The organism is Flavitalea flava (assembly GCF_054461575.1).
The window spans coordinates 200,658-218,248 of sequence record NZ_JBTLQH010000002.1; the positions used below are offsets into that span (position 1 = coordinate 200,658).

Here is a 17,591-nt window from a genome sequence, read left to right on the forward strand (position 1 = left end):
TTATTTGCTTTGCGATTCAATATCTTAATGAAAACCCCGTACCATGAAACTATCGTATTGGATCTTTTGTATATGTATGAGCCTGGTTGTCGCCTGTAAAAAAAGCGATACTTCGCCGCCCTCCACTCCGGACGGACTGGCCAAGACCATAAGTTCCCAGCTCGCAAAAACAGACAGTTTAGATTCTTTCAACAGTTTTTTCGGCCAGGTCACTTTAAGCAGCGATGAGATCTCTGGCGGCATCACCGTCTTTGCGCTGCCCAACAGCGCCTTCGGGAGTGGAACACCCCCACCCGGGGCCTATTTCCCGGACTCTTCCCTGTTAAAGGATTATATCGTAAAAGGGATCCTGAAATCATCGGATCTTACCGATAACAAGGTACTTACCACCCTCAGCGGAAAAACACTGACCATAACCGTAAATGGAGATACAACCCGTGTGAACGGTGTGGTCATTCAAACGACGATTTTCCTTTCCGGGGATGGATATGCCGTGTATATAGCCAGGCAACTTTTCAGGGCCGTTGGTCCCATCGTCATTTCGGTTTGGGATGCCACGCAATGGACTTCAGTCAAACCTAAAGGCGATCCGGCCGCACAGGCGACGGTCTCCCTGTACTTTACACAAGCCGATTATGCGGCAGGTAAACCTGCAGCCTATACAGCCGTTACCGGATCAGACGGAAAAGCGGTATTCTCTATCGTCGGCGCGGGTCATTATTATGCGGTTGCCTCCAAAGGTGCCATCAACTCTGTACTGAACCAATATTCCGGGCTATATGAAGGAACCTACCTGGGTTATGCAAGCGCCGGTCCGCAACTTAACGGCACGGGAGGTTTCGTCTATAAAGATGTAAATGCAGACGAGATTATCAACCGCGATGATATTACCGCCCTTCCTTTCGAAAATTTTACGGCCGTCAAAGGTGAGCCGGTAGCGCTGGATCTTTCCATGGGTAATGCATTTGAACCGCTGAAAACCCAGGAAGATGTCCAAACCCTGCTGAATTCCGTATATTCCGGGATCAGACCTGTCTATGAAAATCTTTTGCTCATCGATGGAATGATGAGTGACGACGCCATATGCGAAACCAGTAATTCCTATTGCGTCTACGATAATTTTACCCATACCGGGCTTTCTCCGGAACTGGATAAAATATGGAGCAATGCTTATTTTACGAATATTCCCAGGTTGAATCATCTGCTGCGGGATATTCCCACCCTTAACCTGTCTGCCGGTCAGAAAAATGACCTTATCGCACAGGCAAAAGTATTGCGGGGTTTTATCTACCTGGAATTACTGACTTATTTCGGGGATATTCCCGTCCAGATCGATCTGGCGGGTAGTTTTATTCCCAATATCAGTAAAAGTCCGTCTTCCGTTATTTATGATTCGATCACCAATGATCTTGGCGCCGGGTTATCGGGGTTGCCCCTGACAAGGACCGGAGATAAACAGGTGCTTACCAAATATGCGGCCCTGGGTCTTTTGGCAAAAGCGGCGCTTTGGAAAAAGGATTATACAAAAGCAAGGGATTATAGCGATCAGATCATAGATGCCGCGGTATTTACCTTGTCTCCTGTCAATTCCTGGCTCAATGAGGAGGTCACTCCTGAAACCATCTGGTCGCCTGTATTCTCACAGATCGGGAGTACGACAAGCTGGTATTATAATGCAACCGCTTTTCCCAATACTACGGTTACCCTATGTCCTGTCCTGCGTTTGGGGGAAATTACCCTGATCAATGCAGAAGCCAGGATCAATTTAGCCGATTTCAACAATGCAGCGATATTGGTCAACACGATCCGGACCCGCAACGGTCTTGGTACAGCATCCTTCACGTCTGTCAGCAATGCCTATACGGTTTTTTCCGAAACCTGGCAAAAGGAGATGTACAGACAGGGAGACCGGTTCAGCAGCCTGATCAGATGGGGAACCGTAGCACCTGTATTAGGGTCTAAAGGTTTTGTCCCCGGCAAGAATAATCTGTTACCCGTTCCTCAATCAATGCTCAATATCTATCCGAATATTATCCAGAATCCCGGATATTAAATTGTTGGTTTATGGCAAGGGTGGGCAATTTTGTCCACCCTTTTTCAATTTTACCCCTTCTTCCTCCCCAGTACTCCCTTTAAAAAATCCTGGCACGAATTTTTTAACCTAGGGTTTGGCAACCATAAGCCTGGAAGCAATTAATTTTACACCATGAACAAAAGGGTCCTTATATTGGATGATGATCTGGATATACTCCAGATTTGCACGATCGTACTGAGGAAAAAAGGGTTTGATGTCTCTACGCTGAATAACTCCAATCAGGTACAGCAACATGTCCGGAATTACAAACCGGATGTTATCCTTATGGATAACTGGATACCCGGACCCGGCGGGATCGAGGCCACCCGGGCGTTGAAAGCGGATCCGGAACTCAGGGATATTCCGGTGATCTTTTTCAGCGCCAACAGCAATGCCGTTCAGTTAGCCCGGGAAGCCATGGCAGACTATTTCCTGCAAAAACCTTTCGATATTATTGAACTGGAAGCTATCGTACAACAGGCGATCAGTCGTGCCGCTACCGTAAAATAAGGGACACAAAACAATATAAACGGCGGCTATCTCTGGCCAATATCAGAATTATATTCTTAAAATTTGATTTTTTTAGTATTTAATTCTTTTTTTTGCTAAGTTTGCGGTACTAAGAAAGCAAACCAGCTAATTATGCCCATCCCCGCTACTGCCCCTACGATACAGGCAGTTAAAACAAAACGTATTGAATCCATCGATCTTTTAAGAGGTATTGTCATGATCATTATGGCTCTCGATCATGTACGGGATTATTTTCACGGGAGTGCCTATCTTTTCGATCCCACAGATCTTTCCCAAACCAGCCCGCCCATTTTCTTTACCCGCTGGATAACTCATTTTTGCGCACCCGTATTTATGTTGCTGGCAGGAGTTTCGGCCTTTTTATATGGCGCCAAACGGAGCAGAAAAGAATTATCCTTCTTCCTGTTGACCAGGGGAGTTTGGCTATTACTGGCAGAGCTGTTCCTCATCACCCTGGGCTGGTCATTCAACCCTCATTACCCGGTTTATATCCTGCAGGTGATCTGGGCCTTCGGAATAAGTATGATCGTCCTTTCCGCCCTGATCTACCTCGACCGGCGCCTGATCCTTTTTATAGGGATCTTACTGGTAGGCGCTCATAATTTATTGGACCAGGTGCATGTACCCGGAACCCAATTTTCCCATTTTCTCTGGGCAGCCCTGCATGAACAAAGCCCTTATAGTTTTGGCCCGGTTGCGGTATTCATGGGTTATCCCATAATTCCCTGGATCGGTATCATCGCCCTCGGGTATTGTCTTGGAGGCATTTATACGGCCGGCTATGATCCGGTCCGGAGAAAAAAGAATCTTATATCGCTCGGTCTTGGATCCATCGCCCTTTTCATCCTTTTACGATCCGGCAATTTTTATGGCGATCACGCGCATTGGTCCGTACAAAAGAACGGACTCTATTCGTCGATGTCCTTTTTAAATACCACCAAGTATCCACCCTCCCTTTTATATGTATTAATGACCCTGGGGCCTTCTCTCCTGTTCCTGGCCTTTGCCGAAAAACCCCTGAATGCCCTGACTCAAAAGATCACTGTTTTTGGCAGGGTGCCCATGTTCTTTTACATCCTCCATATTTATTTTATTCACCTGCTTGCCATTTTTGGAGCGACACTCACGGATCATAAATGGACCGATATGATTCTGACGGGCTGGGTAACCGCCAATCCCCAATTGAGAGGATACGGGTTTTCTTTAGCGATCGTATACCTGATCTGGATCGGCGTGATGCTGGTTTTATATCCGTTGTGCAGAAGTTTCGATCGGTATAAAAGAGCCAATCAGGCCAGACAAAAATGGTTAAGTTATTTTTGAAGATTATCTTTTCATAAATCAGAAGGCCAGGCCTAACCGGCTGATAAAACCAGGAATTTCCATAGCAGGAAGGATATGATCGACGGTTGTCCTGGCAATGGCCTGTTCCGGCATATAGGATACATCTGCCGAAGCGGGATCCTGGACGATGGTCATTCCACCCATTATTTTTGCATACTCCAATCCCTCCGCGCCATCGGCATTGCCGCCGGAAAGCAGGATACAGGCCAGTCCCTCCCCATAGGCGTCTGCAGCGGAACGGAAAGTGACATCGATGCTCGGTCTGCTGTAATTCACCCGCTCGGAATAATCCAGCGAGAAGCTATGCTCTTTTTCAATCAGCACATGATAATCTGCCGGACAGATATAGATGGTACCAGCCGTGACGGCATCCTTTTCTTCCACTTCTTTTATGATCGCCTTTGTTTTGGAAGCGAGCAATTCTTCCAAACTGGATTCGAAGGCGCTGTTCCGGTGCAGGACGACCAGCATGGGAATAGGAAAGTTCGCGGGTATAACCGACAATATATTGAGCAAAACCTGCAGGCTGCCTGCAGACCCTCCGATGACGATCAATTTAATCTGCTTCATGGATGACTTTCCTCCAAATTTTTTCTTTACCGACCTGCCTGTACCGCCCGGCGATAGGGGAAAACCGGAGAGACTCCTTTGATCCCAGGGCGAGATAACCGAACTTTTCCAGGCTGTAATCAAAGAGATTAAAGACCTTGGCCTGTAATTCCTTTTCGAAATAGATCAGGGTATTACGGCAAAGGATCAGTTGAAATTCTGAAAAGGAATAATCCGAAACGAGATTATGCGTCGAAAAGATCATCTTCCTGCTTAGATCGGCATTGAATTTTGCCAGTTGATAGTTAGCCGTATAGTAGGAAGAAAAATCCCTGACTCCCCCGGATTGGATATAATTCCCGGAATATTTTTGCATCTGGCTGATGGGAAAGATCCCTTTGCGGGCCTTTTCGATGACCAGGGGATTGATATCCGTGCCATACAACAAAGATTTATGCAAAAGACCCGCTTCTTTTAATAAGATCGCCATCGAATACACTTCCTCCCCTGTCGAGCAACCGGCATGCCAGATCCGGATAAACGGATAGGTAGCCAGCACCGGAAGTACCGTACTCCGTAACGTACGGTAAAAAGAGGGATCCCGCATCATTTCGGTTACGTTCACCGTGATCTCTTCTACAAAACGGCGGAAATAAAAAGCATCGTTCTGCAAACGATATCTGAATTCTGCAAAACCGGGAAATTTATCCACCGAAAAAAGACGTTGTATCCTGCGCTGGAGGGAGGCCTTGGAATAGCCGGTAAAATCATACCCATACAAGGTGAACAGATCATTCAGCAATATTTCCAGCTCCTCTTCTTGTATGACGGATATTTCCATGCAGGTATTTATTATTTTTCATAGAGCCATATACGCAATAAGGATATCATCTGATCGATGTCCACCGGTTTGGATATATAATCCGATGCGCCTGCCTGAATACATTTTTCCCGGTCACCCGCCATGGCTTTGGCCGTCACCGCTATTATGGGCAAATCCCTGAAACGCGGATCCTTCCGGATACGGGCAATGGTATCATAACCATCCAATTCGGGCATCATCATGTCCATCAAAATGATGTCGACCGGGATGGCAACATTCTCTATTACTGCTAGCGCCTCTTTTCCATCCATGGCCGAAAGCACTTTCATTTTATGATTTTCCAATGCCCTGGTGAGTGAAAAGATATTGCGAACATCATCATCCGCTACCAGGACGGTCTTGTTTTTCAGCGCCTCGTCCAATCCACCCAATTTCCCCAATGCATTTCCGGGTTTCTTTTCCTTGCCTTCATCCACCAAATGCAGGAAAAGGGAAACTTCATCCAATATCCGCTGATAGGAATGAGCGGTTTTTACCACAATGGAATCGGCGTATTGTTTGATCTGGCCTTCTTCTCCTTTTGAAATGTTCTTACCCGTGAAAACGATAATCGGAATGGCCGCCAGGGCAGGATCCTGCTTTAGGGAATTCAGGGTCTCATAGGCTTTCATATCCGGCGCTCCCATGTTCAGGATAACACAATCCACTCCTGTTCCTTTTAAAGACTCCACGCTTTTTTCCAGGCTCTGGCTTACCTCCGCCCGAAAATCATGCGTGGCCAGGAAATATGCCAGTGCCTGCGCATGTTTGGCATTGTCCTCCACGATCAGCACTTTCCTTGCCCCCCGGTTAAGCGCAACCTCTATTTTTTTAAATAAAAGGTCCATATCTTCCGGGCCAACCGGTTTGCGCATAAAATCAATGGCCCCTTTCAGCAGGCTTTCATTTTTTACTTCGAAGGAAGAAATGATATGGACAGGGATCTTCCTGGTTTCCTGATCCCGTTTCAATTCATCCATGACCTCCCATCCATTTTTAACCGGCAGCTGGATATCTAAAAGGATCCCCAGGGGTTTGTACAACTTTGCCAGGGTAAGCGCAAGATCTCCCCTGACCGAAACAATCCCTTTATATCCTTTTTTCCGGGTAAAGTCGAGAAGGGCCCGTGCAAAATGAGGATCGTCCTCAACGATCAGCAATATTTTATCTTCCGGAACCAGGCTGTTCCGGTCATCGGGAATATCCGCCGGGATCTGCGTCAAGGTTAACAGCGGGCGATCCGTTTCCTGCCCCCATCCCGAATGGTTCGCTCCGGATGGGGGCAGGCCCTGCTGTACTGTTCCGTGTAATTGTACCAGCTCGCCTCCGATAAAACCGGCACTTGCAAGCGGCTCCTCCAGGGCAGGATCCAGCTTGAATTGAGGGATGGTCAGCCTGAATTGAGATCCTTCGCCAGGAACACTGGTCAAGGTTATATCCCCTCCAAGCAGCTTAGCCAGTTCACGGCTGATGGAAAGCCCCAGACCCGTACCTCCGTATTTCCTGCGGGTAGAGCCGTCCGCCTGCTGAAAGGCCTCGAAGATCAACTGGTGTTTGTTTTCAGGGATACCGATACCGGAGTCGGTTACCGTAAAATCCAGATAATTTTTTCGTTCCGGCGAGGGAGATATGCTTAGCGTAATGGTTCCTTTCGGCGTAAATTTAAACGCATTGGATAATAAATTCTTAAGGATCTGCTCCAATCTCATCTTATCCGTCTCCAGCTGGACAGGTGTTCCCTGATGGGTAAGGATCTGTAGTTCCAGATTTTTGTCTTTGGCCATGGGTTGGAAAAGACTTCGCATATCATCGGCAATTCCCTCCACCCTTACCAGGCTATGTTCCAATGGCAGTTTTCCGGATTCGATCCGGGAAAGATCAAGGATCTCGTCTATAAGAGACAGTAGCCCATGACCCGAATTCTGAATGACCCGCGCGTACTCAACCTGGTCTGTAGACAGATTTTGCGTGGAATTTTCGGTCAGTAATCTCGACAATAAAAGAATGGAATTAAGCGGGGTTCGTAATTCATGGGACATATTGGCCATGAATTCCGATTTATATTTGGTGCTGACGGTCAGTTCCTCGGCCTTTTTCTGAATATCCAGGTTGCGCAAAAGGATCAACTGATTCTTTTCTTCAAGGGAACGGCTTCTTTCTTCCAGCTCCTGATTGGTCTGCATCAATTCCTCCTGCTGCACCTTCAGTTCTTCTTCGGATACCTGCAATTTTTCTGCCTGGGTTTCCAGTTCCATGTTCAGGTTTTCCATTTCACTGTGCTGGACCTGTAATTCCTCGGTCTGAGCCTGCGTCTCTTCCAGTAATTCCTGCAAACGGGAACGGGTCTCGATGCTGTTGACCGCCATACCGATATTCTCGCTTATGCAGGCAAAAAATTCAAGATCACGATCGGTATAGGATTCCAGCGTTCCCAGTTCGATTACTCCTTTGACCATTTTCTCGAAGAAAAAAGGAAAGGCAATTACTGTTTTGGGCAGGATCGCACCCGAAGCCAGGCTGATCACCCATCCGGCCGGATCTATATCCTTTACCTGGATCGTGCTCCCATCCCTGGCCACCTGGCCTGCCAGCCCCTGACCATAACGCAGGGTCTCCCGGCGGCCTTCTGCAGCCAATGCATACCCTCCGTGGAGACGAAGCGTTTCTCCATCCGTTATATATAAAGCCCCCAGCTGGCTGCGGCTGTAGCCGGCAATAAACGCAATGACATCCGAGACCAAAACCTGCATATTCGTTTCACCCACCATTTCTTCATTCAGCCCGGCGATGCCAGTCTGCAGCCACTCCTTATCGGATAATTGCAGAAAGGAATCTTCCAGTGATTCCGCCATTTTATTCAGGGAACCCGACAAATTGCCCAGCCCGTCTTTTTGCTCATCCGAGACACGGGTCTGGTAATCCCCTTCCGATATTTTGTCCGCGATCTCCCGGATGATATCTATGCGCCGCGAGATTTCGGCATCCTTTTTTTCTAATTCATTATACAAACCCGCTCTTTCCAGGTAATCCCCAAATACCCTCCGGTAGAAAAAGATCGTGATCAGGATGGAGAGAAAAGCGGCAACAAGAATTAATATGGGGGTGTATTCTGAGAATTTCTCCACCCGGGCCATTCGCTGGGCCAGCAGCCGCTGTTCTTCTGCCTGCATTTTTTGCACCAGTTCGCGGGCCTGGTCCATATATTCCCTGCCTCTTTTCAGATCGGACAGGTTATAAATATTGTCGGACCGTTTTTGCTCGATGATCTCCTGAAGGACGCTCAACCGCTGGCCAATAATGCGCTTAAGGTCTGCGCTGTTCACTTGCTGCACCGGATTGTCCATCGTCATGGCCTGGACACGTTCGGAAATGGTCAGCGCCCGATCCTGTGCACCGTTAAAAGGCTGAAGGAAGGTAGTATCACCGGTCAGCAGAAACCCCCGTTGTCCCGTTTCGGCATCCTTTAGTGTGGAAAGGGCGCTCTCCAGCTGGATGATCACAGAGTCGGTATGCGACACCCAGCGGGAACCCTCCAGCAAATTGTGGATGCTGCTGTAAGCGGCTACAGAACTAATGATCAGGATCAATAACGATAATCCGAAACCTATCTGCAGGTTGCGTAATAACCGGGGTTGACTCGTATTATTCATCGGACTATGCTTGTTTGTTATTATTTCGTTGAATTTTCTTTTCAGGACAGGCTATTCAGGACAGCTTATTCAGGACAGGCTGTTCGGGACAGGGCTGTTCAGAAGACCCGTCATAAACCGGTATGGAAAAAAAGAAGGCCGAACCATTTTCGGGCTCGCTCTCTACCCCAAATTCCCCGTCGTGCCTGCGGATGATCTCGGCGCAAATATATAAACCGATCCCAAGCCCCTGGAAACGGTTCGAGGCCTGTTCCACCCGGTAAAATTTACTGAAGATATTGGATTGAAATTCTTTCGGTATGCCGATCCCGAAATCTTTTACCTGGACGAAGATCCGGTTGCCTTCCCTCCTGGAGACCGTGATATGTACCTCTTTTTGGTCAGGAGAGTATTTTATGGCATTCGTCAGATAGTTGATGACGACCTGCTCGATACGCATTTCATCCCCGAATAAACAAATGTCTGTCACCTGACCTTTCCTGATAATCTGATAGTCAGGATAAGTCTGCCGGATGGTTTCTACCGCCCCGGACAACATGGTTTCGAAATTAAAGGTCTTTTTGTTGAATTTCAGTTTGCCGCTCTCGATCTTGGAGAGATCCAACAGGTCAACGATCAGATTGTCCAGCTTGCGAATCTGCACCAGGGCCCTTGCCACATAGGTCTTGGTAGGATCCGTTTCGTCCAGGGACCGGTCCAGCAACTGCACATAAGCTTTAATGGTAGTGAGCGGGGTTTTCAACTCATGGCTGGCGATACTGATGAATTCATCCTTTTTTTTCACGGCATCCTGCAATTCCATCTCCACCTTTTTCCGGAATTCTATCTCTGACCGCAAACTGTTATGGATCTCGATCAATTCCCGGTTCTGTTCATAAAGCCGGTAGAAGGTTTTTACTTTAAGCAAAAGAATATCCTGGTCGATGGGTTTGGTGATATAATCCATTCCCCCGGAACTATATCCTTTGGTAATGAATTTTTTGTCCGTATTGGCTGCAGAAAGGAAAATAATGGGAATATCCTTGGCCTTGCTATAGCCGCTGATCGCCTCGGCCACCTCGAAACCATCCATTCCCGGCATCTGCACATCGAGTATAATAAGGGCATAAGACTGCTTCAGGATTTTCTTCAGCGCTTCTTCCCCGCTCAAAGCCGTATCCGTAGGAAAGGAGTTCAGTTCCAGGATAGTCTTGAGTGAAAAAATATTTTCAGGCTTGTCGTCAACGATCAATATCATACTGGGAATTTATGAGAGATACCGGAGGGAACAAATGTAAGCGATAATATAGATTTTTTAGTGTGAATAGTTGGGGAAGTATTTCCACAATTTTTGAAAGAAACGGTCTTGCCTGCCCGGTCATTTTAAAGAGTATTGTGCGGGATCTTCAGGTAATCCGCCGGTTTTGGAGGTTTTAAAGCCCTTGCCGGATAAAAAATCCTGGTTTGGATTAATAATTGAATCTATGGCTTTGTTACCGTTATGTAAACCATAAGCCATTATGCATACCAGCCTTAACCCATATCAAAAAGCAAAAGTAAAAGTCACCCAGAAAAGGAGTGACCTGAAAGGTTTTTTTTACGCCGCCGGAGATATGGTCGCCTTTGCAGGCCGGTTCTTCCGGGAAGCCATCAAGCCTCCCTATGAATGGAGAGAGATCCTTTATCAATGTTACCTGGTTGGTTATAAATCAACTTTTCTCATCGGTCTTACAGGTTTTATCATGGGATTGGTCATGACCATCCAGAGCCGTCCGTCTATGGCAACTTTTGGCGCTGTTTCCATGTTACCGGGCATGGTAGCCGTATCCGTGGTTAGAGAGATCGGGCCGGTCATTACTGCCCTGATCTGCTGCGGAAATATCGGATCCAGGATGGGAGCGGAATTAGGCTCCATGAAAGTGACCGAGCAGATCGACGCCATGGAGGTCTCCGCCGTTAATCCATACCGTTATCTGGTCGTTACGCGGGTGCTGGCAACGACGCTGATGATCCCCCTGCTGACCATTTTCGCGGATGTGATCTCTCTGATCGGAGGATATGTAGCGATGAATATCCATGACACCACGACCATCCGCCGCTTTTTTGTATCGGCCCTGGCTCATCTGGAATTCATCGACATCTTTCCTGCGATCATCAAAACTTTTTTCTTCGGTTTTGTGGTGGGTATTATTGGCTGTTATAAAGGCTATCATGCCCGAAGAGGAACTGAAAGCGTGGGCATAGCCGCTAACTCAGCGGTCGTAGCTGCATCACTCGCCGTCTTTATCATCGATCTGCTGGCCGCCCAGATCACCGACATTTTATAATTCACGTATGGTACAGGATATAGAAATAAAAGAATATAACGAAGACTTGAAGGAAGAGCACCATGAATCTTTTGAGGGACCTGTCGTTTGTATCAAGGGGCTGCAGAAATCTTTTAAAGACCATGAGGTGCTGAAAGGGATCGATCTGGTGGTCAATAAAGGAGAGAACCTGGTGGTTCTGGGAAAATCCGGGTCCGGCAAATCCGTTCTGATAAAATGCCTGGTCAGACTGGAATGGCCGGATTCCGGAGAATTGAAGGTATTCGGTAAAGATATTTCCACCCTCAATTACCATGACCTGAATGAAATGAGATTGCGGACTGGTTTTCTTTTCCAGAATGCCGCCCTTTACGATTCAATGACTGTCCGGGAAAATCTTGCCTTTCCGCTCAAACAACATAAAAAGAAAATGCCCAAGGAAAAACGGGATGCCCTTATACAGGAAACGCTCGACAATGTCGGCCTGGCGGAGGCTATCGACCAGATGCCTTCCAAATTGTCCGGAGGGCAGAACAAACGCATCGGTCTGGCCAGGACATTGATCCTTCATCCGGAACTGATGTTGTACGACGAACCCACTACCGGGCTGGATACCGCCACTTCCAAAGAGATCAGCGAACTGATGATGTCTACCAAAAAAAAATATAATATTTCTTCCATTACGATAACGCACGATATGGCCTGCGCAAAGATGACGGCCGATCGAATTATTATGTTGAAAGAAGGACAGATCGTCGCCGAAGGTTCCTATGAAGAACTGGAAAAATCGGAAGACGAATGGATCAAATCATTTTTTCCTTAAAAAATTTACTGCCATGCCAAAAGAAAAAAATTATAAATGGAAATTGGGAATGTTCGCCGTGGTCGCTCTGATCGTAGCCGTTGCCGGAATTTATTATATCGGTAAACAAAAAAACAAATTCGGCTCCGTCATCCATGTCAATGCGATGTTCAATTCCGTGGCCGGTCTGAAGATCGGCAGCAATGTTCGTCTTGGCGGGATCAATATCGGAACCGTAGATGGGATTGCCCTGGTCAATGATACCACTGTTCAGGTACAGATGATCATTCAGAAACCTATCCAGAAATTCATAAAAAAAGACGCCAGGGCCAATATTGGCTCAGAAGGGTTGATGGGGGATAAAGTGGTCGTTATCTCTCCGGGAACTCCTACACAGACAATGGTAGCGGAAGGCGATTCACTTGGCTCCCGTCAACCCATTGAAACCGATGCGATCATGGCCAGCCTGAAGACTTCAGCGGACAACGCCGCCCTGATCACCTCCAACCTGGCGGAGATCTCCGATCGAATCGTGCATGGAAAAGGCGCCCTGGGCAAACTGCTTCATGACACCACGCTTTCCACGAACCTCAGTTCGACCATGAAGAATCTCAAAAAGAGTTCAGAGGGCCTGAATGAAAATATGGAGGCAGCCAAACACAGTTTCTTATTACGTGGTTATTTTAAAAAGAAAGATAAAGAAAAACAGAAAAAAATAGAAGAACAGAAGAAAAAAGAGGAAGAGGATAATAAGAATGCGGATCAGGGGAATAAAAAGGATAAGAATTAATCGGACACTGGTTGTACTAAAAGTGAACAGTCCAATTGGTGACCCAGGAATAAAAAATTGATTACCAGCATAATACAAAACCGGCATTTCCTTGGCAGGGTTAAAGATCTACCGGTATTGTTATTATTCAACCAATCAATTTTTGACACATGTTCCGGAATTATTTCAAAATCAGTTGGCGCAATCTTTTTAAGACCAAAGCGCTCTCTTTTATCAATATTTTCGGTCTGGCCACAGGAATGGCTTTCGCCTTCCTTATCGGTCTCTGGATACAGCAGGAAACCAGCTTCGATAATTTCCATCAACATGAGGACCGGCTGGCCATGGTGATGAAAAATACCATTTTCAATAATCAACGTAATACCCAGGAATCCTCTCCGCTGCCACTCCACGACGAATTGAAAAACAATTACCCGGAGGTAAAAAATGCCTCCCGTCTGAGCTGGAACTCCAGCCACAGCCTGATGACCACTACCAATAAGTTCAGCCGGGCCGGCAGATATGTCGATCCTGATTTTTTAGAAATGTTTACGTTCCCCCTGGTAAAAGGCAATACGGCCACCGCATTAAAAGATCCCAATTCCATAGTACTTACCGAATCCCTCGCCAACGTTTTATTCGGAACCGCCGATCCTATTGGCAAAACCGTCCGGCTGGATAATCAGTATGAACTCCAGGTAACCGGTCTGATAAAAGATGTACCTAAGAACTCCACCCTGGATTTTGATTTTCTGGCTCCTTACCAGTTTGTAATCGATCACGACAACTGGGTCAAAGGCAACAAAACAAATTGGTCGAATAATTTCCTGATGAATGTCGTAGAATTAAAGGAGGGTGTTTCGATGGAAGCCTTTTCCAAAAAGATAATGAACCTGAACATGGAAAAAGACCCTACCCTCAAAAATCAAACACTTTTCCTGCACCCCTTGAGTAAATGGCATCTTCATAATGATTTTAAGAACGGAGAATATGCGGGCGGGAAAATAACCTATGTCCGGCTATTTGGCATCATCGGCATTTTTGTACTCCTGATCGCATGCATCAATTTTATGAATCTGTCCACGGCCCGTTCAGAGACCAGAATGAAAGAAGTTGGGATTCGCAAAACACTTGGTTCAAGAAGGATCGATCTGATCTTCCAGTTCCTGGGAGAATCGCTGCTGACCGCTTGTTTGGCTTTTATTCTTTCTCTTGGTTTAATTAAACTTTTATTACCTCAGTTGGCCGATCTGGGGTTTGAAAATATTAGGGTCGATCTGACGAAGATATCTCTTTTGGGGGCGGCATTATTGTTTTGCCTGATTACAGGATTGATCGCCGGAAGTTATCCGGCCTTGTATCTTTCCTCCTTCCTCCCTGTACGGATATTAAAAGGATTAAACAAACAGGGAAAGGGGGCTGTTTCTTTTCGCAAGGTTTTGGTCGTTTCACAGTTCAGTATTTCCATTGGTCTGATCATCTGCACCTTTATCGTTTTTCAACAGATCAACCATGCCAGGGAGCGTTCTATCGGTTATAATCCTAAGCGGCTGCTTTCCGTTGCCGCAAGCAACGACCTGGTAAAACATTATGATGCATTAAAACAGGATCTGCTGAACACAGGAGGTATCGAATCGGTGGCAACAGCCTCGCAGCCGATGACTGCCACCTATAATATCTGGAGTGATTTTTCCTGGGAAGGGAAAGACCCGCATGCAGATATCGCATTGGATGCCATCATGGCGGAATGGGATTTTGGCAATACCGTAGGTTTGAAACTCAAACAGGGGCGTTTTTTCTCCAAAGCGTATAAGACCGATTCCAATGCCGTGATCCTAAATGAAACCGCGCTGAAATTGATCGGTTATAAAAACCCGATTGGCAAAACAATGAAATCAGCAACAAACCCGCTTACCATCATTGGAATCGTGGAAGATGTGGTACTAACCGATCCATTCAAAACAGTTTCGCCGCTGGCTATCATTTTTAACCGCTATAATAATGTAAATAATATATTCCTGCGCTTTAAATCAACCGCCGACCTTTCCAAAACCCTGACGGCTATTCAACCTGTCTTTGACAAATACAATCCTTCCCTGCCCTTCGAATATCATTTTGCAGACGAGGATTTCGATAAAAAGTTCACTACGGAAAAGCAGGTCGGCAAATTAGCAGGCATTTTTGCCGGAATGGCGATCTTTATTTCCAGTCTTGGGCTTTTCGGTCTCGCCATGTTCATGGCGGAAAGAAGAAACAAGGAAATTGGTATCCGGAAAGTCCTGGGTGCTTCAATCGCCAATTTGGTGATGCTGTTGTCAAAAGAATTTGTCCTGCTTGTCGGCGTCTCCTGTCTGATTGCTTCTCCCCTCGCCTACTGGTTGATGAAAGGCTGGCTGGACAAGTATGATTACCGGATCGATTTCAGCTGGTCCGTGTTTGTCCTGGCAGGTCTGGGCGCGGTTGCCATTGCCCTGGTAACAGTCAGTTCCCAGGCCATCAAAGCAGCGATCGCCAATCCGGTGAAGAGTTTGCGATCGGAATGAGATTTTTACATATACCGTAGCCACCAGTATTTATGCATCGCTTTATAATGGCCAAACCAGGCACAGGGTTTATATAATAAAGCTACGACGGCTATCCATACCGGATAAACCGCCCATAGCGGAATCCCGCTCTCTTTCCCCTTCGGTCTGCCGAATGTCCCTGAAGAAAAATTAAGGTCAGCCCAATGAAAACCCTGGCAAAAAAGGATCAGGAGCAATATGGTATGAATGATATAAAAGTGAACGATAAAATAAAATAAGGGTACTTTCCCGTAAACACGGACAATAGCGGTGATCCTGTTATTCACCCCTTCCGTAAAAGCCAGGATCAGAAAAAGTATTCCCAACGTAACCAAAGAATATAAGAGGGATGGAGGATACTTGGTGATATTCATGAAGGAAAGGAAGGTATAGATCATCGTTTTTTGGGATGACCAGGGTACAGGGTCACCATAAAAATTGAGGAATCGTAAAAACACAAACAGCAGCAAGGATGCTATTGCCAACCTTAGGAAGACTCTTTTTCGCGGGGTTTCCTGCCAATCAAAGAATTTACCGGTGGCGAACCCCACCATCATAATCCCCAGCCAAGGAACTGGCGGATAACCGATCATAAAAATGCGGCCGCCAGATACGGGAAATCCTATGGGGCTGTAAAAGGGTGACAAAAAAGCCTTCAGGACCGAGCCTTCCCCAAATGAGATCAGGGGCAGGAGGTTGTGACAAAAAATAATCAACAGGCCAATAAGGCCGATGGTTTTAGCGGACCATTTCATGAACAGGGAAAGAAGGATAAATCCAACCCCGATCGCTGCGATTACCTCGAAAAGCAGGTTATGGAAACCCAGGTCAAAAAACAAACCAACGTTCACGATGGAAAATTCAAGCAGGACAAGCCAAAGTCCCCGTTTGAATAAAAAAATCCTGCTTTGCCGGACATCGTTTTTACGGGTAAAGGATAAATACGCTGATGTGCCGGCCAGAAAAACAAATATCGGAGCACATAAATGGGTAATCCATCTGGTAAAAAATAACAGGGGGGTCGTAGTCGCCAGATTGGTGGGGCTCTGGTCTATTGCGTTCGCATGCAGAAGATCACGGACATGGTCCAGGGTCATAATGACCATAACAAGCCCCCGGGCAATATCGATAGCATAAAATCTTTTACCCGATTCCCGGGTTATCATAGATTGTTGCATTTCCCTGGATTCCTGAATTATCATAGGTGGTTGTATTTTCTTAGATTCATGAATTTCATAGATACCTTCCATTTCAATTTCAATATAGTGTTTTATTGGTGTTTTCTTAAGCGACTGCCTGCAATAACAAAAGCAATTCCGCTAAAGGCCAGGGCTGAAAAGGCGCTGGTCACTTCGTTCCCCTTATCCGTAAAGGGATGAGCGATTGCCCCGGGAATATGCAGGAAGATAAACCAAAGAAGGATCATCAGCCCCAGCAGAGTCGCAGTCAGCCTGTCTTTGATCTTCAGTATGATGGTAATGCCTGATCCAATCAGGGCGAAGGCGGCAAAATAAGTCCAGAAGATATGAGCCGGAATCCAGGCAGGGATCATGGTTGAGATAGGCTTTGTATAATACAAATGATCGATGCCAAAGCTGATCATGGTTATCGAAAAGAATATCCTGCCAAAGGGAATGAGTTTTTCCAGGAACCGGATAAAAAGAGGTTTTTTTTGGGTATTTCCGTTTTCGCAGGTATATGTCCCTGCGATAACAAAACCGCCACCTGACAAAGCCAGTTCTTTTTCAGCCTCCCCCCATTCTCCCAAATGTTTATAATAAGGATCAACGAATAGTTCATAGGGAATATAATAAAAACAAAAAATAGCCAGGAGTACGGTTCCGAGAACAAGCGAAACAGTTCTCACCTTTACCGCAAAAACTATCGCGGCACCGGATGCCAGGAAAGCGGCACCGGAAAACCAGGCCCAAAACCCCAATGCGGGAAGCCAGGTATGCCCGGGTGGTAAAACCATGGGGTGAAAATCAGCGTAAAAGCATTGCTGAAACCCAACGGCTGCGATGGCAATTCCATAGAATATCCTGCCAGTTCCGATCAATTTTTCCATGTACTTGTATAGTTGATACTTCCAGGCAATTTCGGAAATACGGAAGATGGGGCAAATTCCCAGGTTGTTCTTATTGGAACAAACCTGAACAAA

General features: G+C 46.4%; 13 protein-coding genes. 7 read left to right on the forward strand and 6 right to left on the reverse strand.

Annotated features, from left to right (window positions below):
* Positions 1-43: 43 nt before the first annotated feature.
* The 3 genes from ACX0G9_RS03370 (at position 44) to ACX0G9_RS03380 (ending at position 3,928) form a co-directional block, all read left to right on the forward strand.
* Positions 44-2,053: a RagB/SusD family nutrient uptake outer membrane protein gene (locus tag ACX0G9_RS03370; protein WP_459063436.1), complete on the forward strand. Its 2,010-nt coding sequence runs from the start codon at positions 44-46 to the stop codon at positions 2,051-2,053.
* Between the two features lie 153 nt (positions 2,054-2,206).
* Positions 2,207-2,584 carry a response regulator gene (locus ACX0G9_RS03375; protein WP_459063437.1) on the forward strand — a complete coding sequence of 126 codons (378 nt, stop codon included), beginning with the start codon at positions 2,207-2,209 and terminating at the stop codon, positions 2,582-2,584.
* A 132-nt stretch (positions 2,585-2,716) separates the two neighbouring features.
* Positions 2,717-3,928: a DUF1624 domain-containing protein gene (locus ACX0G9_RS03380; protein WP_459063438.1), complete on the forward strand. Its 1,212-nt coding sequence runs from the start codon at positions 2,717-2,719 to the stop codon at positions 3,926-3,928.
* Positions 3,929-3,946: 18 nt separating this feature from the next.
* Here ACX0G9_RS03380 and ACX0G9_RS03385 read toward each other — a convergent pair whose 3' ends face one another.
* From ACX0G9_RS03385 to ACX0G9_RS03400, 4 genes are read right to left on the reverse strand one after another with little or no spacing between them, the layout of a single operon-like run.
* Positions 3,947-4,519 (reverse strand): chemotaxis protein CheB, encoded by a 573-nt coding sequence (locus tag ACX0G9_RS03385; RefSeq protein ID WP_459063439.1) that lies wholly within the window; start codon positions 4,517-4,519, stop codon positions 3,947-3,949.
* Entirely contained in the window at positions 4,506-5,339 is an 834-nt protein-coding gene (locus ACX0G9_RS03390; RefSeq protein ID WP_459063440.1) for a CheR family methyltransferase, read from the reverse strand. The genes ACX0G9_RS03385 and ACX0G9_RS03390 overlap by 14 nt, the downstream gene beginning before the upstream one ends.
* A gap of 11 nt (positions 5,340-5,350) precedes the next feature.
* Positions 5,351-9,010, reverse strand: a complete 3,660-nt coding sequence (locus tag ACX0G9_RS03395; protein WP_459063441.1) for a response regulator — start codon at positions 9,008-9,010, stop codon at positions 5,351-5,353.
* A gap of 55 nt (positions 9,011-9,065) precedes the next feature.
* Positions 9,066-10,247: a hybrid sensor histidine kinase/response regulator gene (locus tag ACX0G9_RS03400; protein WP_459063442.1), complete on the reverse strand. Its 1,182-nt coding sequence runs from the start codon at positions 10,245-10,247 to the stop codon at positions 9,066-9,068.
* Positions 10,248-10,509: 262 nt separating this feature from the next.
* Here ACX0G9_RS03400 and ACX0G9_RS03405 point away from each other — a divergent pair, with 262 nt between their 5' ends.
* From ACX0G9_RS03405 to ACX0G9_RS03420, 4 genes are all read left to right on the forward strand, one after another.
* On the forward strand, positions 10,510-11,316 hold the full coding sequence (locus tag ACX0G9_RS03405) for an MlaE family ABC transporter permease (RefSeq protein WP_459063443.1): 807 nt from the start codon (positions 10,510-10,512) through the stop codon (positions 11,314-11,316).
* Positions 11,317-11,323: 7 nt separating this feature from the next.
* Positions 11,324-12,118, forward strand: coding sequence for an ABC transporter ATP-binding protein (locus ACX0G9_RS03410; protein ID WP_459063444.1), 795 nt, complete (start codon positions 11,324-11,326; stop codon positions 12,116-12,118).
* 13 nt (positions 12,119-12,131) lie between these two features.
* Positions 12,132-12,887: an MlaD family protein gene (locus ACX0G9_RS03415; protein ID WP_459063445.1), complete on the forward strand. Its 756-nt coding sequence runs from the start codon at positions 12,132-12,134 to the stop codon at positions 12,885-12,887.
* Positions 12,888-13,036: 149 nt separating this feature from the next.
* A complete protein-coding gene (locus ACX0G9_RS03420) occupies positions 13,037-15,409 on the forward strand; it encodes an ABC transporter permease (RefSeq protein WP_459063446.1) in 2,373 nt (790 codons plus the stop codon).
* Between the two features lie 5 nt (positions 15,410-15,414).
* Here the strand turns inward: ACX0G9_RS03420 and ACX0G9_RS03425 are convergent, their stop codons facing one another.
* Both ACX0G9_RS03425 and ACX0G9_RS03430 read right to left on the reverse strand, forming a co-directional pair.
* Entirely contained in the window at positions 15,415-16,632 is a 1,218-nt protein-coding gene (locus ACX0G9_RS03425; RefSeq protein ID WP_459063447.1) for a DUF1624 domain-containing protein, read from the reverse strand.
* A 68-nt stretch (positions 16,633-16,700) separates the two neighbouring features.
* Positions 16,701-17,498, reverse strand: coding sequence for a DoxX family membrane protein (locus tag ACX0G9_RS03430; RefSeq protein WP_459063448.1), 798 nt, complete (start codon positions 17,496-17,498; stop codon positions 16,701-16,703).
* Between the last annotated feature and the right edge of the window lie 93 nt (positions 17,499-17,591).